The following is a 24,873-nucleotide window of genomic DNA, read 5'->3' as shown; positions in this document are numbered from 1 at the left end:
CCTCTAAGTTCGCAGGCATTACTTCGAGTTTTCTATTCGATAACGGCAATTGATGATCGCCGGCCCATACAAGTTTAATGTCCGAAAACCCGTCGCGGCCGCAGCGAGCCCGCCATGGCTAGTGCAGGGAGATCGCGCCCGGCGCCCCGAAGCGCAGCGCCAGCTCGTCGCCCAGCGCGGCGACCTCGGCTTCCAAAGCCCGCAGCGTGTCTCCATCCGCGTCGGCCGCCCGGGCGATGAGGCGGAGGCAGCGGTCGACGATGGCCAGGCCTTCCCGGTTGCCGCGCAGTTTCAGGCGCAGTTCCAGCAGATAGGCGATGTTCTCATCCATGCCGGCGACCTGCAGGAATCGAGCCGCCGCCGCCGCGACATTGTGGCCCACCCGCAGCGGCGGCCGATGCCGCGCCCCGAGGCCCGAAGGCGATTTCAGGAGAAACCCGGAGATGGATGGTGCCGCCTAGGTGACTCGAACACCTGACCTACGCATTACGAATGCGCCGCTCTACCGGCTGAGCTAAGGCGGCTCCTGTCCGGGGACGCGGGCTTTTACCCGCACGAACTCGATTTGCAAAGCGTCACGCCGCCACGCCCATCCGGTCGCGCCAGAACGCGCCCAGGGCCTGGACGAACGCGGCGTGGCTCCACTGGGCGGCGGTCTGGGCCGCGGCATGGCGCATGAGGGCCTGGGCGCCCCCGCCCCGCTCGGCCAGGGCCACCGCCCGAACCAGGGCGTGGGCGGCCGCCTCGCAGTCGTCCTCATCCACCCAGATCCCGTTGACCGCGCTGGCGAACTCCCGCGCGCCTATGCCGGTAAAGCCTGCGATCAGGCACTCGCTGGCCATGGCCTCCAGGGTGGTGAGGCTGAGCGCCTCCATCCGCGCCAGACTCAGGAACACCGAGGCGCGGCCCATGATCGCGGCCACCTCGTCCTCCGTGCAGGTTTCCATGACCTCCCAGCGCCAGGCCGGCGCGTTGGGATGCAGGCGCTCGAACATGTAGCGAATGGCGAGCTGCTCCACCTTCCGGCGCCGCGGCGAGCAGGCGATGACCTGTTCCTTGGGCGCCGGGCGGAACATGCGCGCGTCGGCGAACCCGGGCACCACGGAGATCAGGTCGTAGTCGAAGAACCGTGCGATCAGGCCCGCCACCCCGACCCCGCAGGCCATGAAGGTGCGGTACTGCGGCTTCAGCTCGGCCGGCAGGTCGGCCAGGCCGTAGCTCGCGAGCGCATAGGGGTTCTGGCAGAAGATCACCTTGCGGTTAGGCAGGGCCGCGCACTGCCGCATCGCCTCGGGCGAGTCCTCGGGTACGACCAGGATGTCGTCGTCATGCAGGGGGGCGGAGCCGTCCTCGGTGGGAGCCTCGTGTCGAAACCAGGTCGGCAGCTCCGCCTGCGCCGAGCGGCGCACCACCGCCCGGAAGCCCAAGGCGCTCAGAGCCTCCACATGGCGAAAGGTCAGCTTGTTGCCGCCGGAGCTCGAGCTCGCGTAGGGCGCGAGATAGACGATGCGGGTCACTCGCGGGCCCTGGGTCCAGGCCGGCGTGGCGGGACGGCCGCGGGCGGGGCTTCGGGTTCCTGGTAGCCCTCGTCCACCGGGTAGAGGACCGGCTCGGTCAGCATCGGGCCGGCGTCGGCATAGGCGATCGGCAGCTCCGGCAGTTCGCGCAGGCTGCGCTCGCGCCGCTCCAGGCGCGGATGCAGCAGTTCGCCGGTCTCGGCGAAGGCGATGGCCAGCCGAGCCCAGTCCTGGGCGTGGTAGGCGAAGGGACGGCCCTCGGGATCCAGGTCGGACCAGTCGGGCTCGGGCGGGGCGCTCATCCCCTTGGCCAGCCACATCCGCGCCTCGTCGACCGCGCCCGCGGCATAGGCGGCGCGCGCCATCAGCCCGGCGATGCGCGCGGTGACGGGCTGGCCCTCCAGGGCCCTGGCCGCCTCCTGCGCTGCGGTAGCGTCGCCGGCCACCAGGGCCTGTTCGACATAGAGCAGCAGGCTTTCGCGGTGGGTGGGGTTCACCGCGGCGAGCTGGCCCAGGCGCTGGGCGCGTTCGCGCGGGGTCTCGTCGGTGCGCAGGTCGCGATAGGCCAGCCATAGGGCCGGGTGCGGCGCGGCGCGCCAGGCGTTCTCCAGGGTGGAGGCGGCGCGGCCGACCTTGCCGTCCTCGGCCAGCAGGCGCGCGGCCATCACCACGCCGGGGGCGAAGCCGGGCTGCAGACGAGCCGCTTCGGTCGCCTGGTCCAGCGCCTGGGCTCGCGCCCGGGGCTCGGGCGCATGCTCGAGCTGGGCCGCCGAGGCGGCCAGCAGGGCGGCGCGGGCGCGTTCGGCCACGATGGGCGGCACGATCTTGCGGTCCAGGGCCCCCTTCACCAGCGCCAGCGCCCCATCCCAGTCCGCCGCCTCCAGCCGCGATTCCAGGATCGCCCGCCAGGCCCAGCGCGCGGTGCGCGCCTCGCCATAGGCCTCCTGGGCGTGGCGCAGCGCCGTCTCGCGCGCCCCTTGCGCCAGGGCGAGCTGCATCAGGCCCTTGTGGCCGGCCAGGCGCATCTCGGGGAAGCTCAGCATGGCGGTATAGGCGGCCTGGGCCTGAGCCACGTCGCCGGCCGCCTCCGCGGCCTGGGCGGCCAGAACGCGCACGAGGCCGGGCGCATCGGCGGCCAGCTCGGCGGCCTTCTTGGAGAGCCGCAGCGCCTCGGAGCCGTCGCCGGCCGCCACCGCCAGGAAGCCGCGGGCCAGGACGTCGTTGGATTGCCGGCGGCGCGCTTCGGTGCGGGCGCGCTCGGCCCGGCGCGGCGTATCCAGCACCCAGAGGATCGTGCGCCAGACCACCGCCGCCAGCAGGCCGAAGGTGAGCGCGATCAGAATCGCCGCCGCCGCCGTGGAGTCCGCACGCCAGCCCAGCCAGACCACGGTCGCGCGGCCCGGATCGTCGCTGAGCGCCAGCGCGCCCACCACGATGGCGGTCATCAGGATCAGGACGACGCCGGCGCGGATCATGCGGCCGGTCCCGGGGCCTGCAGCGCGCGGACGGCGCGACTGCGGAGCGCAGCGACCTCGCGGTCGATCTCGGCCCGCCGCTCGGCCTCGGCGCGCCAGGGAGCCAGCGCTTCGCGGGCTTTCGGCGGCAGGCCGTCCAACGCCTTCAGCGCCGGCAGCACCTGACCCTCCTGCAGCGCCAGCTCGGCGCGGGCCAGGATCGCGTCGGGGCTGGAGCCCACGGTCTCATCCACCCGGCGGACCACGACGACCTTGGCCGCCACATAGGCGATGCGCTGGGCGAGGTCTGCATCCCTGGGCGGCTTGCGCGCCCGGCGGGCGGCCTTGGCGGCGTAGGGCGGGAAGCTGGCCGCCAAGGCCGTGCGACTGGGGGCGCCGGTCTCCGCCAGCCGCGCCAGGCGCGCCAGCTCAGGCAGGCCGGGGGCCGCGGCGCGCAGGGTCGCCAACTCGCGCCCGAACGGCCTCGAACCCTGGCTGGCGTCGACCAACTGGGCCGCGGCCAGGGCGGCGGCGGCGGCCTCCGTGGTTCGCGCGCCCTGGTTCTCGAGGGTCGCGATGCGGGCGTTGAGGCGCGCCACCTCGTCCGCGGTCGGCGAGGCGACGACGATGGGCAGGGTGGCGGGCGGCGCGGACCCGGCCGCCGGCTGCGCCTGGGCGAGCGGCGGGGTTTCGACCCCGGCCGGCAGCAGTCTCGGACCGAACATCGCCACCCCCGCGCCGGCCAGCACGCACAGGACGCCGAACGCGATCAGCGCCCAGAAGCCCGCCCCCATCAGCGGCTTGCCACGATACGCGGCGGGATCCCTGGGCAGGTCGGGTTCGGGGGCGCTCATGCCTCAGGGCCGCCGGTCGATCAGGTTCAGCAACGCTGCTTCCAGCGGGAAGGGCGGGAACGCCTTCGCCGCGAGCCGGGTGCGGGCCAGCGGCTTTACGACGGCCTTCGACAGGCCCAGGGCGCGGAGCGCCGGCGCGGGATGGACCTTCAGCAACTTGGCCAGCACCTGGGCCGCGCGCGGCGAATGCAGCAGCACCGTGTCGCTGCGACTCAGCGCCTCGGCCTCGGCCGCAGCCAGGTCCACGGGTGCGGTCTCGTAGAGGATCAGCCTGCGCGCCTCGACCCCGTGCTTCTCCAGGGCGCCGGCCAGGTCGCCGGCCGGTTCCGCCGCGCCGGGATGCAGCACCGCGCCGCGCAGTTCGCTGCGGCGCACGGCGATGCCGTCGGCCAGGGCCTCCACGTCGCCATCCGCCGACAGCACCGACTTGAAGCCGGCCGCGCGGGCCGCCTGGGCGGTGGCCGCGCCGACCGCGAACACCTTCAGGCCACGCTCCCCGCTGACGTCCGCGAACGCCCGGACCCCGTTGGCGCTGGTGAACGCCAGGGCCGCGACGCCGCGCAGGTCAACACTGACATCGGGCAGGACCCGCACGGCCAGCAGCGGCGCGACGATCGCGTCATGGCCCATCGCCCGCACGCGCTCGGCGGTGACGTCCGCGCCGGGCTGGGCGCGGGTGATCCAGATTCTCTGCCTGCGGCCCGCCATAGGGCGATCCTGTTATCCGACCCGTCACGCTTCACCAACGACGATGCGGCCGGGCGACCGCTTGTACAATGCCGCAAGCGGCAAGCGTGGCCGTAAGGCCTCAGAGGACGATGGCGTCGCCCGCCTCGTCCTTGATCGCCTGGCCCAGGGAGACCCCCAGGTCGCGGGCCGAGGCCAGGGGATCGGAAAGCTGCGACAGTTCGGAGTCGCCTGAATGCCGGAAGCGCACCGAGCCGTCCGGCGCCAGGGCCTCGACGATCAGCTTCAGGCCGCCGCCTTCCAGCCAGGCGTGCGCGCCGATCGGCGTCTTGCACGAGCCTTCCAGGGCGGCGAGCGCGCCGCGCTCGGCGGTGACGCACAAGGTGGTGGTCTCGCAGCGTAGGCCCGCCACCCACGGCAGGTCGCGGTCGGCCTCGCGGGTTTCGATCGCCAGGGCGCCCTGGCCGGGCGCGGGTGGGATCTCCTTGGGATCCATCAGGCTCTTGGGCAGATCGCCCATGCCCAGGCGGCGCAGGCCGGCATAGGCCAGCAGGATGGCGTCGGCCTCGCCGGCCGCCAGCTTGGCCAGCCGGGTGTCGACGTTGCCACGCAGCATCTGCACATCCAGGTCGGGGCGGCGGAACAGCGACTGCGCCTGGCGCCGCAGGCTGGCGGTGCCCAGGCGAGCGCCTTGCGGCAGATCCTCGAGCGTCAGGACCTCGCGGCTCAGGAAGGCGTCGCGCGGATCCTCCCGCTCGGGGATCGCGGCGATGCAAAGGCCGTCGGGCAGCAGCGCCGGCATGTCCTTCATCGAGTGGATCGCACAGTCGATGCGGCCCTCGAGCAGCGCCTCCTCGATCTCCTTGGTGAACAGCCCCTTGCCGCCGATCTCCAGCAGCCGCCGGTCCTGCACGCGGTCGCCCGTCGTGGTGATGACGATCAGCGGAGCGACCCGCTCGACCTCGGTCGGGTTCTCGGGATCGGCCCCGAGGGCGGCGGCGATACGGCGCTGCATGTGCCCGGCCTGAGCCAGGCTGAGCTTGGAGCCACGGGCGCCGATCCGGACGGGCGGTTGCGAAGGCACGGTCGGCGGTCTACCTGCGGGAACGAAAACGTAGCAGGCCTGCTACAGGAGCAGCCTGCCCCCGGCAACCGGATGACCGAAACCCACACCGTTCTAGGCCTCGAAACGTCCTGCGACGAGACCGCCGCCGCGGTCGTGCGCCGCCATGCCGGCGGCCGGGTCGAGGTCTTGAGCTCGATCGTCGGCAGCCAGATCGCCGAACACGCCCCTTATGGCGGCGTGGTGCCCGAAATCGCGGCGCGCGCGCACGTGGAGGGCATCGACGCCATCGTGCTGGCGGCGCTGGCCGAGGCGGGGGTCGGATACGAGGACCTGACCGGCGTGGCGGCGACGGCCGGCCCCGGCCTGGTGGGGGGGGTGATGGTCGGCCTTTCATTCGGCAAGGCCGTGGCCCTGGCCCGTGACCTGCCGCTGGTGGCGGTGAACCACCTGGAGGGCCACGCGGTCTCGGCGCGCCTGGGCGCGGACCTGCCGTACCCCTTTCTGTTGCTGCTGGTCTCCGGCGGGCATTGCCAGCTCCTGAGCGTGGACGGCATCGGCGCGTGCCGCCGACTGGGCACGACCATCGACGACGCGGCGGGCGAGGCGTTCGACAAGATCGCCAAGGCCATGGGCCTGCCCTATCCGGGCGGCCCGGCGCTGGAGAAGATGGCCGAAGGCGGCGACGCCAGCGCCTTCCAGCTCCCGCGAATGCTGCTGGGCCGCAAGGATTGCGACTTCTCCTTCTCCGGGCTGAAGACGGCGGCCGCCCGGTTGGCCGAGGGCGTGACCACCGACAGGCAGCGGCAGGACCTGGCCGCCGCCGTCCAGGCCGCCATCGCCGGTCAGCTCGCCGAGAAGTCCGACCGGGCCATGAAGGCCTATGCCCTGGAGCATCAGGGCCGCGACTTGCGCTTCGTCGTCGCCGGCGGAGTCGCCGCCAACAAGGCCGTCCGCGCGTTGCTGCAGGACACGGCGGCCAAGCGCGGCTTCGGCTTCGCCGCCCCGGCGCTGGCCTACTGCACCGACAACGCCGCCATGATCGCGCTCGCCGGCGCCGAGCGGCTGGCGGCCGGGATCTCCGACCCGCTGGACGCGGTCGCCCGCCCGCGCTGGCCTCTGGACGAGGCGGCGGCCAACGCCAGCCCGACCCACAAGACGGGGCGCAAGGGAGCCAAGGCATGAGCACGGTGGGTGTCATCGGTGGCGGCGCCTGGGGCACGGCCCTGGCCCAGGTCTGCGCGCGGGCCGGCCGCGACGTGATCCTCTGGGCGCGCGAGCCGGAAGTGGTCGAGGCCATCAACGCGGCGCACGAGAACGCCACGTTCCTGAAGGGCGTGCCGCTGGAGCCCGCGATCCGCGCGACGGGCGATCTTGCCGACCTTGCCGGCTCCGACCTGATCTTGGCCGTGCCGCCCGCGCAGCACATGCGCTCGACCCTGGCCGCCTTCGCTCCGCACGCCCGCGACGGCCTGCCGATCCTATTGTGCTCGAAGGGGATCGAGCAGGGCTCGCTGAAGCTGATGACCGAGGTGCTGGCAGAGACCATCCCGCAGGCCCAGGCCGCCGTGCTCTCCGGCCCCAGCTTCGCCGGCGAGGTGGCGCGGGGCCTGCCGACCGCCGTAACCCTGGCCTGCCGCGACACCGGCTGCGCCGAGGGTCTGGCCGAGGCCATCGCCACCCCGACCTTCCGGCCCTACTTCGCCACGGACATGATCGGCGCCGAGGCCGGCGGGGCGGTGAAGAACGTGCTGGCCATCGCCTGCGGCATCGTCGAGGGCCGCGGCCTGGGCCGGTCTGCTCACGCCGCCCTGATCACCCGCGGCTTCGCCGAACTGACCCGCCTGGCCGTGGCCTTGGGCGGCGAGGCCGAGACCGTCGCCGGCCTCTGCGGCCTGGGCGACCTGGTTCTCACTTGCTCCAGCCCGCAGTCGCGCAACATGAGCGTTGGCCTGGCCCTGGGCGCCGGCCTGAGCCTGGAAGAAGCCCTGGCCGGCAAGCTATCGGTGGCCGAAGGCGTGGCCTCGGCGCCCGCCGTGCGCGAACTGGCCCGCAAGCTTGGCGTCGAGACCCCGATCTGCGAGGCCGTGGCCGCCATCCTGGCCGGCAAGGCCGGCGTGGACGACGCCATCCGCGGCCTGCTCTCCCGTCCCCTCCGCGAGGAAAACTGAATGCCGACATTTGTCCTCCACTGCCTCGACAAGGCCGACTCGCTCGACCTGCGCATGGCCACGCGCGAGCGGCATCTGGCCTATGTGAAGAGCCGCGCCGCCGACGTGAAGGTGGCCGGCCCGATGTTCGACGACGCCGGCGGAATGGCCGGATCCATGTTCATCCTGGACGTGGTCGACAAGGCCGCCGCCAGGGCCTTCAGCGACGCCGATCCGTACACCCAGGCCGGGCTGTGGCGACAGGTCGAGCTGAACGCGGTGAAGGTCACGTTTGGCCAACTTTGAGCCCGACAACCCGGCCCGGCCGGCCGCCGGCATCCGCCTCTGCGCCCTGGACGAGATCAGGGACCCGGGCGGCAAGTCCTTCCGCTTCCGCGACGGCTCGCGGATGTTCGCCGGCTTCGTGATCCGCCAAGGCGAAGGGGCACGCGGCTTCGTGGATAGCTGCCCACACGCCGGCTGGCCCCTGGCCCCGCTCGACGACCGCTACCTGACCCGCGACGCTCGCCACATCCTGTGCGCGGGCCACGGGGCGCTGTTCACGCTCGACGGCCTCTGCGTGGCGGGGCCGTGCGCGGACGAGCGGCTGGCGCCATGGCCGGTGGCCGTAAAGGGCGGTGACGTCTTCACGGCCTGACGTGCGGGCCGCGCAAACTCAGGACGGCGACTTTTCCGCCCCGAACTCGGCCACGTCCTGCAGCAGGGCCGCCGCGGCGGTCTTCACCAGTTCGCCGCCCTTTTCGGGGGTCGCCAGGCCGGGGTCCGAGCCCATGCGGCCGTCGGCGTAGCGGGCGCGGAAGTCTGCGGCCTCGCGGATCGGGCCGCTCGGCGCGATCTGCGGCGCGTAGTTGGCCGACTTGATGCTGTCGGGGTAGCCCCATTGGGTGACCGCGATCTCGGACGGGGTGGCGTGGCTGCCGTGGCCCACCGGGAACTGGCGGTTGGCGAGCGCGGTGACGCCCGAGAGGTCCCACCAGTTCTTCAGCTTGCAGGCGAAGCCGCGGTTGCGGCCGGCGTAGCTGGCCTCGGCGTAGAGCTCCGAGAAGGCCGCCTCGATGGTGGCGACGTTCCCGCCGTGACCGTTGAGGAAATACAGCTTCTCGAAACCCGCGTGGCTGAGGCTGCGGCACCAGTCGCCGATGGCCAGCATGAAGGTCGAGGGCCTGAGCGCGATGGTGCCCGGGAAGTCCAGGTGGTGCTGGGCCATGCCGATGTTGAAGGTCGGCCCCACGAGGATGTCGCCGGTCTTCTGCGCCTCATGGGCGATGATCTCGGGGCAGAGCCAGTCGGTGCCAAGCAGGCCGGTGGGGCCGTGCTGCTCGTTGGAGCCGATGGGAATCACCACGGTCTTCGAGCGCCCGAGGAAGCCCTCGATCTCGGCCCAGGTGGACAGGTGCAGCAGCATGGGGAGGACGCCTTCTCAAGGATTCATTGGGCGAACCCATAGGGTCTTCCGGCGGCTACAGTAAATTCCGAACTTCCGGTCAGCCGCCGACGCTGGCGATCTCGACCCGCAGGTCCAGGGCCCGCATGCCCACCAGCCGCCAATGACCCTTGGCCTCCGCGCCCGTGCCCTTGGCGAAGGTGAGCAGGCAGTTCTCGGGCGACTCCGCGTCGCGCAGGCAGACCTTCTTGCCATCCACCACCTTCATCAGCGGCGCCACCTGCTGCGGGGTCGGGGCGGCGGTCAGCGGGGCGCCCTTGGCGTCGACGAGACGGAGCGCGTCGGGGCTGATCATCCGGTCGAGCGCGAATTCGGACGGTCCGCCGTCCACCTCCAGCGCCTTGCTGCGCGCCATCTCGTTCACCTGCCGGCGGACGTCGTCGCGCACGGCCGCGCGATCGATCTCGGCCTCGAACGCGACGCGGTCGTTCTTGTAGGCTGCGGTCAGCAGGCGGCTTGCGCTCTCGGCGGCCCCCTTGGGCGCGGCGCCGCTGCAGGACGAGAGGCCCAGGGCCGCGAGGGCGAGAACGAGGGTGGCGCGGAGCATCGCGGCAACCTCCTCCGGCCTTTGAGTCGCCGCAAGCGGAGCCGTCGGATCATCTGGAATTCACCGGTGCGCCGGAACGTCGCGCGGGCGGTTCGGACATTCGTCTTCCCGCTTGAGGTTGCGCACAGGCCGGCGCCCGGATACTCGACCCGCAGCGATCCATCGGAGGGTTCAGTGGTGTCCGACGGCGAGGTGTTCCCGGTTCCCCAGGAATGGGCCGACAAGGCTCTCATGGATGCGGCCGCCTATGACGCCGCCGTACGGCGCGTGGACGCCGACCCGGAGGCCTACTGGGCCGACATCGGCAGGCGCCTGGACTGGATCAAGCCCTTCACCGAGGTGAAAGACGTCTCCTTCGACCGCGAGACCTTCCGTGTCCGCTGGTTCGCCGATGGCGTCCTGAACGTCTCGGCCAACTGCCTGGACCGTCACCTCCACTCCAATGGCGACACCGTGGCGCTGATCTGGGAGAGCGACGACGGCCAGACCTATGACGCCCTGACCTATCGCCAGCTCCACGCCGAGGTCTGCCGCTGGGCCAATGTGCTGAAGGCCAAGGGCGTCAAGAAGGGCGACCGGGTCACCATCTACCTGCCGATGATCCCGGCGGCGGCGGCCTCGATGCTGGCCTGCTCGCGGATCGGGGCGATCCATTCGGTGGTGTTCGGCGGCTTCTCGCCCGACAGCCTGTCCGGCCGCATCCTCGACTGCGACTCCAGGATCGTCATCACCGCGGACGAGGGCCTGCGCGGCGGCAAGATCGTGCCGCTGAAGCTCAACGTCGACGAGGCGCTGCAGGCATGTCCCGGCGTCACCGACGTGATCGTGGTCAAGCGCACCGGCGGCGACGTGCCGATGACGCCCGGCCGCGACGCCTATTTCTCCGACCTGAAGCAGACCGTCTCGACAGAGTGCGAGCCCGAGCCGATGAACGCGGAGGATCCGCTGTTCATCCTCTACACTTCCGGGTCGACCGGTAAGCCCAAGGGCGTGCTGCACACCACCGGCGGCTATCTGGCCTGGGCGTCCTGGACCCACGAGGTGGTCTTCGACTACCGGCCGGGCGAGGTCTTCTGGTGTACCGCCGACGTGGGCTGGGTCACCGGCCACAGCTATGTGGTCTACGGCCCCCTGGCCAACGGCGCGACCTCGCTGATGTTCGAGGGAGTGCCCAACTTCCCGAACTCGTCGCGATTCTGGGACGTCTGCGACAAGCACAAGGTGGAGATCTTCTACACCGCCCCCACGGCGCTGCGGGCGCTCATGCGCGAAGGCGACCTGCCGGTGCAGCGGACCTCGCGCAAGTCGATCCGCCTGCTGGGCACGGTAGGCGAGCCGATCAATCCAGAGGCCTGGCTCTGGTACCACCGCGTGGTCGGAGAGGGTCGCTGCCCGATCGTCGACACCTGGTGGCAGACCGAGACCGGCGCCTGCCTGATGAGCCCGCTGCCCGGCGCGCACGCGCTGAAGCCCGGATCCTGCGCCAAGCCCCTGCCCGGCGTGAAGCCGATGCTGGTGGACGCCGAGGGCCTGGAGCTGACCGGCGCGGTCAGCGGCAACCTCTGCATCACCGACGGCTGGCCGGGCATGATGCGGACGGTCTACGGCGACCACCAGCGTTTCATCGACACCTATTTCAGCACCTACCCCGGCAAGTACTTCACCGGCGACGGGGCGCGGCGGGACGCGGACGGCTACTACTGGATCACCGGCCGCGTGGACGATGTGATCAATGTCTCCGGACACCGCCTGGGCACCGCCGAGATCGAGAGCGCCCTGGTCGGCCACCCGGCGGTCGCCGAGGCCGCGGTCGTCGGATATCCGCACGACATCAAGGGCCAGGGCATCTATTGCTACGTGACGCTGAAGGTCGGGATCGAGCCCACCGACGCGCTGATGGCGGACCTGCGCGGCTTCGTCCGCCACGAGATCGGGCCGTTCGCCGCGCCCGACGTGATCCAGTTCGCGCCCGGCCTGCCCAAGACCCGGTCGGGCAAGATCATGCGCCGCATCCTGCGCAAGATCGCCGAGGACGACCTGTCCAACCTGGGCGACACCTCCACCCTGGCCGATCCCGCCGTGGTCGATGACCTGGTCAACAACCGCGCCTCAAGGAAGGGCGACGACGAGGTGATGGTCGCGGGCCACCGCTTCTCCTGCGCCGAGCTCGAAGCGGCGCTGAAGACGCATCACGCGGTGGCCGGGGTCGCCGTCGTCGGCGTGCCGGACGCGCACAAGGGTGAAGTGCTCTGGGCGTTCGTCGAGCCCGACCCCGAGATCATGGCGTCCGACGTGCTGGGCGCGGAACTGAAGGGCTTCATGCGCCGGGAGATCGGCGAAGCGGCGGTTCCGACCCACGTGATCTTCGGCCCGCTGCCGAAGACCCCGTCCGGCGAAGTGGTCCGCCCCGTCCTGCGCCGGATCGCCGAGACCGGTGATCCGGGCGACGTCATGGGCCTGGCCGACCGGGCGGTCGCCGCGTATCTCGCCACCCAGCGGGCCGACGCCCTGAGCTGATGTCCGTCGAGCTCCCGCCCGGCCTGCGGGCCGCCATCGACCGGGAGCTTTCGGGCGCCTCGCGCCGCGACCTCGCCGAACGCACGGCCGCGACCAGCGCAGCCTATCGCGCCGGCCGCGGATCCTCCGCGGTGATCAAGGGCCGCGACGACGCCCTGGCCTACGCCCTGGCCCGCCTTCCCGCGACGTTCGCGGCCGGCGTGAGCGTATTCGCGGAAGCCCGGCGGCTGGCGCCGGACTTCGCGCCCGCCTCGCTGCTGGACGCCGGCTGCGGCCCCGGAGGCGGAAGCTGGGCGGCGGCCGAGGTCTGGCCGAGCCTGGAGCGCATCGTCTGGTTCGACGCCAGCGCACCCTTCCTGGACATGGCCGGGCGGCTTGCCGAGGACGCGCCCGATCCCGTCCGGCAGGCCGACGCCCAACGGGGCGACCTCGCCACCGGCCCGTTCCCCAAGGCCGACCTGGTCCTGGCCAGCTACGCCCTCGCCGAGATCGCGGCGGCGGCGCAGGCCACGGTCGTCGGTCGCCTCTGGGAGGCGTGCGAGGGCGTCCTTGCCCTCGTCGAGCCGGGGACGCCCGCCGGCTACGCCCGCATCCTCGCCGCCCGCGACCTGCTGATCGCCGCCGGGGCCCGCATCTTCGCGCCCTGCCCCCACGCCAACGCCTGTCCGCTGACCGCGCCGGACTGGTGCCATTTCAGCGTCCGCCTTCCCCGCTCCCGCGACCACCGCCTGGCCAAGGGCGCCGTCATGTCCTTCGAGGACGAGAAATTCGCCTATCTGCTGGCCGCGCGACCGGCGGTGGCGGCCGAGCCGGCGGCGGGTCGCATCCTCGCCCGTCCCAAGGCCGGCAAGCCCGGCATCGAATTCAAGGTCTGTGGAGCCGAAGCGCTGGAGCGGCGTTTCGTGCCGAGGCGCGACAAGCTGGGCCACGCCACGGCCAGGCGCCTGGACTGGGGCGAAGCCTGGCCATAGGCCATGTTTTGGCCCTGCGGGTGCGTCAGGGGAGTAGGTCGGGGTCGACGCGTAGCCACGGGGTTCCATGCCGCGCAGTTTGGCGGTGGCGCAGGGTCTGCGCCGACGAGATCTGATGGCCCTGGCCCCCGCGGCGTTGATCGCGGCCGGCTGGGCGCCCGGTGACGCCATCGGCGAGATGGTGCGAAGGCGCGCGCGCGATCTCGGCCGCGCACGCTACCGGCCCGTGGGCCGCCCACTGCAGGCCAGCCTCGCCGGCATGAGCTACGACGCCTACCGCGACGTGCGCTTCCGCCCCGACAAGTCGATCTGGCGCGCCGAGGGCCTGCCGTTCCAGCTGCAGATGTTCCATCGCGGCGGCCTGTTCCGCGATCCGGTGGACCTGTTCGAGGCGGACCGCGGGCGGGCGCGGCCGATACTGTTCTCGGAAGACATGTTCACCTATGGCCAGCAGCAGCCGGGCCCGCTCCCGGCCGACCTGGGGTTTGCAGGCTTCCGCGCGCATGCGCCGATGGAGGTCCCCGACCGCTTCGACGAGGTGGTCGCCTTCCTGGGCGCCAGCTACTTCCGCGCCGTGGCGAAGGGCGTCAGCTATGGCCTCTCGGCGCGCGGCCTGGCGCTGGGCGCGGGCGAGCCCGGCGAGGAGTTCCCGGCCTTCCGCGCCTTCTGGATCGAGCGGCCGGCGCCGGCCGCGCGCAGCCTCGTCATCCACGCCCTTTTGGACAGCGTCTCGACCGCGGGCGCCTTCCGCTTCCAGGTCACGCCAGGCGCCCAGACCGTCATGGAGGTCGAGGCGCGCCTCTTCCCGCGCCGGCCGCTGGCGTCGGCCGGCATCGCCCCCCTCACCAGCATGTACCTGTTCGGACCGGAGCAGCCGCGCCGCTACGACGACTTCCGGCCGGAGGTCCACGACAGCGACGGCCTGCTGACCGACGACGGCCGCGGCGCCCGGATCTGGCGGCCGCTGGTCCACACGCCGGGCACGCGGCTTGACGATTTCGACGCCGGTCCCGCGCGCGGCTTCGGCCTCCTGCAGCGCCAGCGGACGTTCGGGGCCTACCAGGACCTGGAGGCCGACTACCACCGGCGGCCGGGCGCCTGGGTGGAGCCGCTGGAGGGCTTCGGGCGGGGCAGCGTCCGGCTCGTCGAGCTGGGCTCGCGCAGTGAGGCCGAGGACAATATCGTCGCCATGTGGCGGCCCGCCGAGCCGCTGGCGGCCGGCCGCGAACACCGTTTCCGCTACCGCCTGACCTGGGGCGCCTCGCCAGAGCCCGCAACCCGGCTGGCCCGCGCCGTCGCGTGGCGGGGCGGGGCCGGCCACGATCCGGCCCGTCGCCGGTTCCTCGTGGATTTCGCACCGTTGGCGGGCGGCCTGGATGGCCTTGAAGCCCAGGCCAGCGCCACCGCAGGAAGCATTCGCGTCGAAACCGTGCAGCCGAACGCCTCAATTGGCGGCGCCCGCGTCAGTTTCGAGTTGAACCCCGCCGCCGCGTCGAACAGCGACCTGCGGCTAACGTTAGTGCGCGGACGGACGCCCGTCTCCGAAGTCTGGATGTATCGATGGATCGCGTAACCCGGCGCCTGTCGAGGTCCACGCCTGCACAGGCCGTGACCCTCGAGCGCACCGAACCCTTCCCCGAGTCGATGCCGGCGGAGAGGCCCCTCGACATGCCGACGCAGGACCTGGCGACCGCGACCGGCCGCCTAGGGCGCCTGCTGGACGCCCGCGGCCGGCGCCTCCTCGTCTTCGGCGGGACCGCCGGCGCGACCGCCGTTGCGGGGGGCGTGATGGTCAACCTGCTGTCGACGGGCGGCTTCACCGTCCTCGACGCGTGCGCCCTTGTCCTCTTCCTGGTGCTGTTCGGCTGGACCGTCTTCGGCTTCGCCAGCGCCACGGCCGGGTTCCTGGTCCAATGGCGGGCGACGCGTCCCCGGCGCCCCGACCCCCAGCCGGTGATCCTGACCCGCACCGCCCTGCTCATGCCCACCTACAACGAGGATCCGGGCCGGGTGATGGCCGCCGTGCAGGCGATCCGCGAAGATCTCGTCCGGCTAGGCGTCTCCGAGCTCTACGACATCTTCCTGCTCAGCGACACGCGGGACGAGACGACCGCTCGGCAAGAGGTGGTGGGCATGCTGCGGGTCAGAGCGCGGCTGGGCGGCGACGCCCGGATCTTCTACCGGCGGCGCCTGCAGAACACCGACCGCAAGGCCGGCAACATCGCCGATTGGGTGCGGCGGTTCGGCGGCGCCTACGAGGCGATGATCATCCTCGACGCGGACAGCCTGATGAGCGCCGACACCATCGTGCGGCTGACCGCGGAGATGGAAGCCGATCCGAAACTGGGCCTGCTGCAGACCGCGCCCGCCCTGGTCGGCGCCGAGACCCTGTTCGCGCGGCTCCAGCAGTTCGCGGCCCGCACCTATGGCGGCATGCTGGCCGCCGGACAGGACTGGTGGTCGGGCGCCGAGGGCAACTACTGGGGCCACAACGCCATCATCCGCGTGCGCGCCTTCGCGGGCTGCGCGGGCCTGCCGCACCTGCCGGGCCGGCGTCCGTTCGGCGGCCACATCATGAGCCACGACTTCGTGGAAGCCGCGCTGATGCGGCGGGGCGGCTGGTCGATCCGGCTAAACACCCGGCTCGGCGGAAGCTACGAGGAAGCGCCGCCCACCATCGTCGACATGGCCCGCCGCGACCGCCGCTGGTGCCAGGGCAACCTGCAGCACCTCGGCGTCGTGGGCGCCGCCGGCCTGCATTGGGTGAGCCGGGTCCACCTGGTCCGCGGCGTCCTTTCATACGTGACCTCGCCGCTTTGGCTGCTGCTCGTCGGCTTCGGCGCCACCGCCTGGCTGGGACAGCTCGGCGAGCCGGTGCGGGTGCATGGCGACGCCGCGGTCTCGCTGTTCGCGGTCACCCTGGGCCTGCTGCTCACGCCCAAGGTGCTGGCCGGCCTGCTGGCCCTGCGCGAGCGGACCGCCCCGGGCTTCACCCGCACCCTGGGCCTCTGGGTCGGCATCGGCCTCGAGGTCGTGCTCAGCGCCCTGGTTGCCCCGGTGCTGATGCTGATGCAGAGCGCGGCGGTGTTCGACGTCCTGCTCGGCCGCGACTCCGGCTGGAACGCCCAGCAGCGGGACGCGGGCCGGCTGTCGCGCAAGGAAGCCTGGCGCTCGCACCGGGGCCATGTGGTGATCGGCCTCGCGGGGGCGGTGATCGCCTGGCTGCTCGACCCCGCCATCTTCTGGTGGACCAGCCCGGTCTCGCTGGGTCTCTTCCTGTCGGCGCCACTGTCGCTGCTGATGGCGCGGACCGATGTCGGCCACCTGTTCCGCAGGCTCGACCTGCTGACGACACCGGAGGAACGCCAGGTTCCGCCCGTTGTGGACCGAGCCCTCGCATTGCGAGCCCTCTACGACCAGGAACAGCCTTCGAGGCTGCAGATCGATCGCCTCATGCGGGGGCCGACCAGCGTCTACCAGCCGGAAAGCCGCACGTTCGGCCTCTACACGGCCCAGGCCGCTTAGCCGACGTTCTTCGTCGGGAAGGGCACCACGGTGGCGGCGTCCTCGGCCAGCCGCAACCGGCCGCGTTCCTCGACCTTCTTCATGAAGTCCTGAAGGAAGGGCGCCAGGAAATCGATGAAGGCCCGCACCCGCGGCGTGTCTTTCAGCTCGCGCCGGGTGACGATCCAGGAGCTGGCGCGGCCTTCGGGAATGTCGTCCGAACAGCGCACCAGGTCGCGGTCCGGATCGGCGATCGTGCAGGGCACGGCCCCGATGCCGAGCCCCGCCTTCACCGCATGCAGGAGACTGCCCATGCTGTTGCTGCGGGTGATCGGCGGCTTGCCGCCGGCGTAGCGCATCATCCAAGTGGCGGCGGGGATCTCGCCGGTTTCCGGCGCCACGTCGATCAGGTCGTGATCCTGCAGCGCCTCCATCGACGCCGGCACGCCCCGCCGGGCGGCATAGTCGCGGCTGCAGTACAGCGCCATCGGATGCTCGGCGATCTTGCGGGCCACCAGGTCCGACGCCGCCAGCTCGACGGCCGTGCGGATGGCCAGATCGGCCTCGCCGTTCTCCAGGTCCAGGGTCCGGTCGGTGATGACCAGGTCGATCTGCACGTCGGGATGAAGCTTGCGGAACTCCACCAGCGCCGGAATCACCATGGTGTTGGCGACGAGCTCGTTGGTGGTCAGGCGCAGGGCGCCCGACACGCCGCGGAGTTGGCCGGCGGCCTGGTTGGAGAAGCGGATCGCCGCCCGCTCCACATTCTCCGCCTCGGGGATCATCGCCTGGCCGCCCTCGGTCAGGCGGCTGCCGGTCTGTCCGCGCTCGAACAACTTGAAGCCGAGATCGTGCTCCAGGCTCTCGACGCGCCGCGCCACCGTGGTCTGGTTGACGCCCAGCGCTTTGGACGCCGCGAGCGTAGAGCCCCCGCGGGCCACGGCCAGGAACGCCTTGAGGTCATTCCAGTCGAACATGGGTCCATACTGCGGTTGTGCAGACCCAACCTGCAAGAGCGCTGATTGCCCAAGGGTCAGGCTGCGCCGTATCTCCCGTGTCCCAGACGACGGGCCGGTCCAACGGCCCTCGTCCGCAAGAACAAGAAGGTGTGTGTCGATGAAACTCTACTGCGACCCGATCTCGACGACGTCCCGCCCGGTGCTGATGTTCATCGCCGAACACGGCCTGGACGTGGAGATCGTCCATGTCGATCTGATGGCCGGCGGCAACCAGGCGCCGGACTACCTCGCTCTCAACCCCAACGGCATCGTCCCCTTCCTGGTGGACGGCGACCTCAAGCTGGGCGAGTCGGCGGCGATCCTGAAGTACCTGGCGCGCAAGACCGGCTCGGCCGCCTACCCGTCCGACCCGCGGGCCCAGGCCAAGGTCGACGAGGCGCTGTCGTGGTTCTCGACCCAGTTCCACGAGTATTTCTGCCTTTTCGTCTGCTATCCGCACATGGGCGTGCCGCATGGCGCGCCGCCCGAGCTGATGCAGGCCATGACCGCCTTCGGCGGCGAGCACGCCCCGCGCTGGCTGAAGGTGCTGGACGGCCACATGCTGGCGGGACGGCCCTACGTCTGCGGCGAGGAGATCACCATCGCCGACCACCTGGGCCTAGCCTTCGTCCTGCTGGGCGACCTCCCAGGGTACGACTTCTCGCCCTATCCGAACCTCCAGGCCTGGATCGCCCGCCTGAAGGCGCGGCCGTCCTTCGAGCCGACCTACGGGACGTTCTACACGGTCATGGCCGCCTTCAAGGCCCAGCAGCAGGCGGCCTGACGGTTGCGGCTTGCAAGGAGCGGGCGCCCCCGACGCCCACATGACATCCTCGTAAGCTTCCCGCGTCCCGGTTGGGTGCTAGACAGTCCCCAACCAGCCCAACCGGGATGCTCCATGATCCGCACCTTCCGCGCCGCCGGCCTCGCCGTCCTGCTGACCACCACAGCGCTCGCGCCCATCGCGCTCTCCAGTCCCGCCCAGGCGGCTGAAGTTCCCCCGATCAAGTTCACCTCGCGCACGCTGCCCAATGGGCTGAGGGTGTACGCCTCGCTCGACCGCGCGACGCCGAACGTCTCGGTCCAGGTCTGGTACGGCGTCGGCTCCAAGGACGATCCCGCCGGCCGATCCGGCTTCGCGCACCTCTTCGAACACCTGATGTTCAAGGCGACGCGGAACATGCCGTCCGAGACCTTCGACCGCATGACCGAGGACGTGGGCGGCTTCAACAACGCCTCCACCGCCGACGACTACACCGACTATTTCGAGGTCGTACCCGCCAACCACCTGGAGCGGCTGATCTGGGCCGAGGCCGACCGGATGAGCACGCTGGTGGTCGACGAGGCGGTCTTCAAGTCCGAGCGCGACGTGGTGAAGGAGGAGCTGCGCCAGCGGGTCCTGGCCTCGCCCTACGGCCGGCTGATGGCGCTGTACCTGCCCCAAGCCAGCTATACGACCCACCCTTACAAGCGCCCCGGCATCGGTTCGATTGAGGAGCTGGACGCCGCCACCGTCGATGACGTGCGCGCGTTCCATCGCACCTACTACCGGCCGGACAACGCGGCCCTGATCATCGTGGGCAACTTCGACCAAGCCAAGCTGGACGCCTGGGTCGACCAGTACTTCGGGGCCTTGAAGAACCCCGCCCAGCCGCTGCCGAAGGTGACGGTCAAGGAGCCGCCGCGCACCCAGGCCGGCGTCTTCGACGGCTATGGCCCCAATGTGCCGCTGCCGGCCGTGGTGCTGTCGTGGCAAGGGCCCGCCGCGTCCGACCCCGACGCCCCGGCGCTGAAGGTGCTGGACGCCATCCTCTCAGGCGGCAAATCCTCGCGCCTCTACAACAGCCTGGTCTATGACCAGCAGATCGCGGTGGAGGCCTTCTCCAGCGCCGACCTGCCGCAGGATCCCGGCCTGTTCATGGTCGGCGCCATCATGTCGAACGGCAAGACCATCCAGCAGGGTGAGACCGCCCTGCTGGCCCAGGTGAAGCGCCTGCGGGACGCCCCGCCCACCGCCGCGGAACTCTCGGAGGCCAAGAACGAGCTGCTGGCCGGCGCGCTGCGCGAGCGCGAGACCATCGAAGGCCGGGGCAGCGCCATCGGCTACGCCCTGACCGTCGACGGCGACGCCAACGCCGTGAACACCGAGCTGGCCAGGCTGCAGGCCGTGACCGCCGCCGATATCCAGCGCGTCACCGCCAAGTACCTGGCCGAAGACCGCCGCATGACCATCCGCTACCGCCCGGAGAGCGAGCGGCCGAAGGGCGAGACCGTGGCCGCCACGCCGCCCCCGCCCAAGCAGGTCGCCACCTACGACGGCCCGGTCTTCACCCTGGCCCCCGAGGCCGAACGCACGAAGCCCCCGGGCATCGGCGAGCCGGTGCAGGCCGTTCTGCCGAAGCCCGCCGAGAAGACACTGGCCAACGGGTTGCGGGTCATCGTCGCCCGCTCGTCCGACCTGCCGCTGGTCACCGCCGACCTGACGGTGAAGACCGGCGCCTGGGCCGATCCGCAGGGGCTCGCGGGCGCGGCCAACATGATGGCCGGGATGCTGACCGAGGGCACCAGGACCCGCTCGGCGCAGCAGATCGCCAGCCAGGTCGAGAGCCTTGGGGCGTCGCTGTCGTCGGGCGGCGGCCTGGAGTCCTCGTCCGTCACCCTGAGCTCCATCGCCGACAAGCTGCCGGCCGCCCTGACGATCATGGCCGATGTGGCCAAGAGCCCGGCCTTCGCCGCGGAGGAACTGGAACGCCAACGCGAGCAGGCGCTGGATGGCCTGCGGGTCGCCTACCAGCAGCCCGGCTCGGTGGCCGGCTTCGCCGCCGCTCCGGTGATCTACGGCGGCACCCCCTTCGGCCATGTGCCGCAGGGCACGCCGGAGTCGCTCCAGCGCCTCAAGCCCGCCGACCTCGCCAAGCTGCACGCCGCCTGGTTCCGGCCCGACAACGCCGTGCTGGTTCTGACCGGCGACATCAGCGCCGAGCAGGGCTTCGCCCTGGCCGAGACGGCGTTCGGCGACTGGAAGAAACCCGCCGCGCCCCTGGCCGCGGCGCCCGCCATCACGCCCACGGGCAGGCCGCGCGCCGTGGCCATCGACATCCCCGGCACCGGCCAGGCCTCGGTCAACGTGATGAAGCCCGCCATCGCCCGCAACGATCCGGACTACTATCCCGGCGTCGTCGCCGCGACCGTTCTGGGCGGCGGCTATTCGGCCCGCCTGAACCAGGAGATCCGCATCAAGCGCGGCCTGTCCTACGGCGCGAGCGCCCGCCTTTCGCCCGCGCGGACCACCGGCTCGTTCCGGGCCAGCGCCCAGACCAAAAACGAGTCGGCGGCGGAGGTGCTGGACCTGATGAACGCCGAGCTGACGAGGCTGGGCGCCGCGCCGGCCAGCCCCGACGAACTGAAGGCCCGCAAGTCGGTGCTGGTGGGCAGCTATGGGCGCGACCTGGCCACCTCCGGCGGCCTGGCCGACGTGCTGGGCAACCTGGCCCTCTACGGCGTGCCCCTGGACGAGGTCACCCGCTACACCGCCAAGGTGGAGGCCGTGGACGCTGCGCAGGTTCAGGCGTTCGCGAAGCGCGTCTTCGACCCCGCCCAGGCCAGCGTCGTGGTCGCCGGCGACGCCAAGGCCTTCTCCCCCGCCCTTAAGGCCAGGCTGCCGGCCCTCGAGATCATCCCCGCAGATCAGCTGGACCTGGAAAGCCCCACGTTGCGGAAGAAGTAGGACCTAGGCCGGCAGGCGCGGCCGGCGGCGCATGCGCGCGCCGACGAGGCCGAAGCCCAGGATCAGGAGAGCCCAGGTTCCCGGCTCTGGCACGGCCACGACGGGAGGCGGCCCGATCACGGGGGGAACGATCACGGGCGGCTCGGTTCCCGGGCCGCCGGGCACAACCACCGTCGGCGGTCCGTCCGATCCGGGGAAGCCAGGACCGATGATCGGCGGCAGGACGGTCTCGGTATCCGTCCTCGGGAAGAGACCGTCCGCCGGCAGTCCCGGCTCGCCACCGGGCGCGTTCACCGGGGCCGCGGCCGGACGAGGCCCTGTCTCGCAGACCGTCGTGGCGATCAGTGCGAACGCGCGAGGCGTGGCGAGGTCGCGCGCCGCCGCCGGCATCGACGTGGGTTGGGGCAGCCTGGGCGCCGCGGCCGGCGCCATCGCGGCCCGGCGCAAACCGGCCACGGGCTTTCGCGCCGCGCGATGGACGCCCGCCTTGCGCGCAGGCCGCGCCTTGCGGACGGCGGAGCCCGCGATCCTGGCCTTCGTGGCGCGCGCTCGCGCCTGCGCCGCTGGGGCGGCGGCGAAGCCTCTGCGCATCATGTTCGCCCGATAGGCAGGGGCGGCCGCCGCGGGCGCGGAGACGGGCATCCGGCTCATCTGCTCGACGCAATCGGCGCGCGCAGCGCCGGGAAGGGCGAAACCGCCAGTGAGCACCGCCAACGCGAGTGCTCCAAGACGTGCGGGCGCCGCGATGGACCCCGCCAACCAGTTGCTGTGACACACCATTACGGTGAGCCAAAGGGCCCGTTAGCGTGGCTGTTCCGACGTTTTCGGGCGACCTGCGATATATTTCGTCGAGTGAAACCTCAGGAGAATCTGAGTGTTAAAGCCAACGCTCAAACCCAGATTTCAACCGGAGGGGGACAAGATCTCAACCGGAACGGGTCGTCCAACGCGCCAGGTCCCGCTCGCGCGCCATTAGAGCCAGTCCGGTCGCGATGGATTCCAGCTCGGCCCCCGTCTCGATACGCGAAGGCTCGAAGCGGCGGTGGAAGATGGCGCGGACCGCCGGCACCAGCGATGAGCCGCCAGTCAGGAACACCCGGTCGACTCCGTCCGGCGTCAAGTTGGCGTCGGCCAGGGCCGCGTCGACGGCGGTTTCGATCTGCGCCAGCTCCGGGGCGATCCAGCCTTCGAACCTGGTGCGCTCGACCTCGCGGACGATGGCGATGGAGCCGGCCTCGAACCGGAATTCCGCGGCGGCCTGTGAGGATAGCGCCTCTTTCAGCTTCGAGACGGCGCGATAGAGGCGGTAGCCGTAGTTCTCGTCCAGGGTCTCGACCAGGCGGGCGATCTTCTCCGGCTCCACCGCGTCGCGCTCCAGTTTGCGGATCTCCCGCATGTCGCGGCTGGCCCGCATCAGCGCCAGCTGGTCCCAGCGCGCGAAGGCGGCGTAGTAGCGGTTGGGCACCGGCAGCACCTTGCCCAGGCTGGTGTAGCTGGACCCCTTGCCCAGCTCCGGCGACACCAGATTGTCGATGATCCGGTAGTCGAAGGCGTCCCCCGCCACGCCGACGCCGGCGCGGCCCATCGGGATCGCGCGCATTTCGCCCGCGTGACGCTCGAAGCGGATGATCGAGAAGTCCGACGTGCCGCCCCCGAAGTCGCCCACCAGCACGGTGGCGTCGTGGTCCAGGTCCCGGGCGAAGAAGAAGGCGGCGCCCACGGGCTCGTAGGCGTACAGCACCTCCTTCACGCCCATCCGGTGGAAGGCCGTCTCGTAGCGGGAAAGCGCCAGCTCCTCGCTAGGCGAGGCGCCGACGAACCGGACCGGTCGGCCCACGATCACCCGCTCCGGCAAGCCGCCCAACTCGGCCCCGGCGTAGTCGCGCACCTTCAGCAGGAAGGTCGAGAGCAGGTCCTCGAACCGGTAGCGGCGGTTCAGGATCTGGGTCTCGGTGAAGCTGGCCTGGGCGGCGAAGCTCTTGAACGACTGGATGAACCGGGTCTCGGCCGGGTCCTCCACATAGGCCTCGATGGCCCATGGCCCGGCGGCGATCACCCGCTCGCTGGGATGGTCCGCCGGCGCGTGGAACGACAGGCACGAGCGGAAGGCGAACAGCTCGCCCTCCGGCGCCGGGAACCTGACCAGTCGCGCCGGACCACGCTCATCGGCCAGGCTGAGGACGGTGTTCGTCGTGCCGAAATCGATGCCCAGGCTGTAGCTCATGGCCGCCTCCAGGCACGCGCGAACACCCGCTCGGAGAGAGCGGCCGTCAGGTCGTGGCCGATGTCAGACGCGTCGGAGAAGAACCGAATCCTGCGTGTCGTTGAGGTCGTGCCCGCCGATCGCGAGCACCTCGAAACCACGCGCCCAGTGCCGGCGCACGTAGTCGTGCGTGTGGTAGGCGAGACGATAGAAGCTTGGCAAGCCCTCCGTCTCCGCCGCGTCATCCCAGTAGGCGAATCCCGTGTCCGCGGCCTGCTCCATGATCTTGGCGGGCAGATCGTAGGCAAAGGGGTTCATGATCGTGGTGACCAGGAGCGCCCCCGGCTTCAGCACCCGGCGAAGTTCGTCCAGCCAGGCGAACTGATGGTCTTCCGGCATGTGCGTGAACGTCGACAGGCTGAAGATCAGGTCGAAGACCTCGTCGGCGTAGGGAAGGGGCGGCAGGTGGGGGTTGACGGTAAAGGCGCCGAAATCGGCCAGCGCCGCCTGCGCCCACGCGATCGCCTCCGCGTCGATGTCGGCGCCGTGGAAGCGCACGCTCGGATGGCGGGGCGCGAGCGCGGAGATCAGGCGGCCGGGGCCGCAGCCGAAGTCGAGCACATTCTGCCCCCGCGCCAGGGAGAAGCCCGCCGCATCCGCCAGGGCCTCTAAGCGTTTCGCCGCCGCCTCCCCCGTGCGGTTGTATTCACCCGCCGCAGCGCCCGCGACGCGGATCTGGAGATGGGCCGGTGGGACCGCTCGGGCGCGTGGCCCGTCGCCGAACACCCTGCGCATCCAGCCCGGGCTCACCGCATATTCGAACACCCGCGATCTGTGGTCCGAACCCAGCTCGGCCTCGATCAGGAAGCCGCCCCGCGCCTGCTGGAGGTCGATGCCGGCCAGCAGGTCGGCGAAATCGACTGTCGCGATGACCCCTCGAACCTGGATCCCCGGAAAGTGGTTGCGCACTTGCGGACGAGGATAGACTTGCACCGGCGCGGGCCGGCCGTTGATCGTGAGCGTGACGTTCGGCGCGTCCTCGTCATCGACCTCGGTCCAGCCCCCGAACGTGAAGGTGGCCGCCTCGTCGCCCAGCTCATAGGGCGGATCGAGGGTCATCAGGTGAGGCAAGGACAAGGGTACGCTCCACGTCGGCCCCTACAGGGAACGCGGAGCCTCCGTCAGGCCATTTCCGGTTCGTCGCGCGCCGGACAAG

General features: G+C 71.3%; 22 protein-coding genes, 1 tRNA gene and 1 pseudogene. 11 read left to right on the top strand and 13 right to left on the bottom strand.

Annotated elements, in window-relative coordinates; translation table 11 throughout:
• Positions 1 to 118: 118 nt before the first annotated feature.
• From EPO51_RS14030 to hemC, 7 genes are all read right to left on the bottom strand, one after another.
• Positions 119 to 331, bottom strand: coding sequence for a hypothetical protein (locus tag EPO51_RS14030; protein WP_293351528.1), 213 nt, complete (start codon positions 329 to 331; stop codon positions 119 to 121).
• Positions 332 to 448: 117 nt separating this feature from the next.
• Positions 449 to 524: transfer RNA gene (locus tag EPO51_RS14025), tRNA-Thr, on the bottom strand.
• Between the two features lie 51 nt (positions 525 to 575).
• Positions 576 to 1,517: a glycosyltransferase gene (locus tag EPO51_RS14020; RefSeq protein ID WP_293351526.1), complete on the bottom strand. Its 942-nt coding sequence runs from the start codon at positions 1,515 to 1,517 to the stop codon at positions 576 to 578.
• Positions 1,514 to 2,992: a heme biosynthesis protein HemY gene (locus EPO51_RS14015; protein WP_293351524.1), complete on the bottom strand. Its 1,479-nt coding sequence runs from the start codon at positions 2,990 to 2,992 to the stop codon at positions 1,514 to 1,516. The genes EPO51_RS14020 and EPO51_RS14015 overlap by 4 nt, the downstream gene beginning before the upstream one ends.
• Positions 2,989 to 3,825, bottom strand: coding sequence for a COG4223 family protein (locus EPO51_RS14010; protein ID WP_293351522.1), 837 nt, complete (start codon positions 3,823 to 3,825; stop codon positions 2,989 to 2,991). The genes EPO51_RS14015 and EPO51_RS14010 overlap by 4 nt, the downstream gene beginning before the upstream one ends.
• 3 nt (positions 3,826 to 3,828) lie before the next feature.
• Positions 3,829 to 4,533, bottom strand: a complete 705-nt coding sequence (locus EPO51_RS14005; protein ID WP_293351520.1) for a uroporphyrinogen-III synthase — start codon at positions 4,531 to 4,533, stop codon at positions 3,829 to 3,831.
• Between the two features lie 100 nt (positions 4,534 to 4,633).
• Positions 4,634 to 5,596, bottom strand: coding sequence for a hydroxymethylbilane synthase (gene hemC / locus EPO51_RS14000; RefSeq protein ID WP_293351518.1), 963 nt, complete (start codon positions 5,594 to 5,596; stop codon positions 4,634 to 4,636).
• Between the two features lie 72 nt (positions 5,597 to 5,668).
• Here hemC and tsaD point away from each other — a divergent pair, with 72 nt between their 5' ends.
• From tsaD to EPO51_RS13980, 4 genes are read left to right on the top strand one after another with little or no spacing between them, the layout of a single operon-like run.
• Positions 5,669 to 6,760 carry a tRNA (adenosine(37)-N6)-threonylcarbamoyltransferase complex transferase subunit TsaD gene (tsaD, locus tag EPO51_RS13995; protein ID WP_293351516.1) on the top strand — a complete coding sequence of 364 codons (1,092 nt, stop codon included), beginning with the start codon at positions 5,669 to 5,671 and terminating at the stop codon, positions 6,758 to 6,760.
• Positions 6,757 to 7,746: an NAD(P)H-dependent glycerol-3-phosphate dehydrogenase gene (locus tag EPO51_RS13990; protein WP_293351514.1), complete on the top strand. Its 990-nt coding sequence runs from the start codon at positions 6,757 to 6,759 to the stop codon at positions 7,744 to 7,746. Before tsaD ends, EPO51_RS13990 begins: the two co-directional genes overlap by 4 nt.
• The gene (locus EPO51_RS13985) at positions 7,747 to 8,031 is read left to right on the top strand and encodes a YciI family protein (RefSeq protein WP_293351512.1); all 285 of its coding nucleotides are present in this window, start codon (positions 7,747 to 7,749) and stop codon (positions 8,029 to 8,031) included.
• Positions 8,018 to 8,383: a Rieske (2Fe-2S) protein gene (locus tag EPO51_RS13980; protein WP_293351510.1), complete on the top strand. Its 366-nt coding sequence runs from the start codon at positions 8,018 to 8,020 to the stop codon at positions 8,381 to 8,383. The genes EPO51_RS13985 and EPO51_RS13980 overlap by 14 nt, the downstream gene beginning before the upstream one ends.
• An 18-nt stretch (positions 8,384 to 8,401) precedes the next feature.
• Here the strand turns inward: EPO51_RS13980 and EPO51_RS13975 are convergent, their stop codons facing one another.
• Both EPO51_RS13975 and EPO51_RS13970 read right to left on the bottom strand, forming a co-directional pair.
• Complete coding sequence (locus EPO51_RS13975) at positions 8,402 to 9,151, bottom strand: creatininase family protein (protein ID WP_293351508.1); 750 nt, start codon at positions 9,149 to 9,151, stop codon at positions 8,402 to 8,404.
• Positions 9,152 to 9,230: 79 nt separating this feature from the next.
• Complete coding sequence (locus EPO51_RS13970; RefSeq protein ID WP_293351506.1) at positions 9,231 to 9,737, bottom strand: hypothetical protein; 507 nt, start codon at positions 9,735 to 9,737, stop codon at positions 9,231 to 9,233.
• Positions 9,738 to 9,911: 174 nt separating this feature from the next.
• On the opposite strand from EPO51_RS13970, the pseudogene acs reads away from it, so the two are divergent.
• The 5 genes and pseudogenes from acs to mdoH form a co-directional block, all read left to right on the top strand.
• A pseudogene (gene acs, locus EPO51_RS13965) lies at positions 9,912 to 11,846 on the top strand (acetate--CoA ligase); the annotation flags it as partial.
• Positions 11,847 to 11,870: 24 nt separating this feature from the next.
• A complete protein-coding gene (locus tag EPO51_RS13960) occupies positions 11,871 to 12,254 on the top strand; it encodes an AMP-binding enzyme (protein ID WP_293351845.1) in 384 nt (127 codons plus the stop codon).
• Positions 12,254 to 13,225 (top strand): small ribosomal subunit Rsm22 family protein, encoded by a 972-nt coding sequence (locus EPO51_RS13955; protein WP_293351504.1) that lies wholly within the window; start codon positions 12,254 to 12,256, stop codon positions 13,223 to 13,225. The genes EPO51_RS13960 and EPO51_RS13955 overlap by 1 nt, the downstream gene beginning before the upstream one ends.
• Positions 13,226 to 13,340: 115 nt before the next feature.
• The gene (locus EPO51_RS13950; protein WP_293351502.1) at positions 13,341 to 14,798 is read left to right on the top strand and encodes an OpgD/OpgG family glucan biosynthesis protein; all 1,458 of its coding nucleotides are present in this window, start codon (positions 13,341 to 13,343) and stop codon (positions 14,796 to 14,798) included.
• Positions 14,786 to 16,750, top strand: coding sequence for a glucans biosynthesis glucosyltransferase MdoH (gene mdoH, locus EPO51_RS13945; RefSeq protein ID WP_293351500.1), 1,965 nt, complete (start codon positions 14,786 to 14,788; stop codon positions 16,748 to 16,750). The genes EPO51_RS13950 and mdoH overlap by 13 nt, the downstream gene beginning before the upstream one ends.
• On the opposite strand, the gene EPO51_RS13940 is transcribed toward mdoH, so the two are convergent.
• Positions 16,747 to 17,706, bottom strand: a complete 960-nt coding sequence (locus EPO51_RS13940; protein WP_293351499.1) for a LysR family transcriptional regulator — start codon at positions 17,704 to 17,706, stop codon at positions 16,747 to 16,749. The genes mdoH and EPO51_RS13940 overlap by 4 nt on opposite strands.
• Before the next feature lie 139 nt (positions 17,707 to 17,845).
• Between EPO51_RS13940 and EPO51_RS13935 the strand changes: the two genes are divergently transcribed.
• Positions 17,846 to 18,511 (top strand): glutathione S-transferase family protein, encoded by a 666-nt coding sequence (locus EPO51_RS13935; protein WP_293351498.1) that lies wholly within the window; start codon positions 17,846 to 17,848, stop codon positions 18,509 to 18,511.
• A 114-nt stretch (positions 18,512 to 18,625) separates the two neighbouring features.
• A complete protein-coding gene (locus EPO51_RS13930) occupies positions 18,626 to 21,454 on the top strand; it encodes a M16 family metallopeptidase (protein WP_293351496.1) in 2,829 nt (942 codons plus the stop codon).
• A gap of 3 nt (positions 21,455 to 21,457) precedes the next feature.
• Here EPO51_RS13930 and EPO51_RS13925 read toward each other — a convergent pair whose 3' ends face one another.
• The 3 genes from EPO51_RS13925 to EPO51_RS13915 form a co-directional block, all read right to left on the bottom strand.
• On the bottom strand, positions 21,458 to 22,162 hold the full coding sequence (locus tag EPO51_RS13925; RefSeq protein ID WP_293351843.1) for a PEPxxWA-CTERM sorting domain-containing protein: 705 nt from the start codon (positions 22,160 to 22,162) through the stop codon (positions 21,458 to 21,460).
• A gap of 217 nt (positions 22,163 to 22,379) precedes the next feature.
• The gene (locus tag EPO51_RS13920; RefSeq protein WP_293351494.1) at positions 22,380 to 23,678 is read right to left on the bottom strand and encodes an Hsp70 family protein; all 1,299 of its coding nucleotides are present in this window, start codon (positions 23,676 to 23,678) and stop codon (positions 22,380 to 22,382) included.
• A gap of 63 nt (positions 23,679 to 23,741) precedes the next feature.
• Entirely contained in the window at positions 23,742 to 24,794 is a 1,053-nt protein-coding gene (locus EPO51_RS13915) for a class I SAM-dependent methyltransferase (protein WP_293351492.1), read from the bottom strand.
• Positions 24,795 to 24,873 lie beyond the last annotated feature (79 nt).

The sequence above is a fragment of the Phenylobacterium sp. genome (assembly GCF_004297125.1).
In the GTDB taxonomy this organism is placed as follows: Bacteria; Pseudomonadota; Alphaproteobacteria; order Caulobacterales; family Caulobacteraceae; genus Phenylobacterium.
Note: the sequence above shows the minus strand (reverse complement) of the source record. Positions and strands in the feature narration are given on the sequence as shown.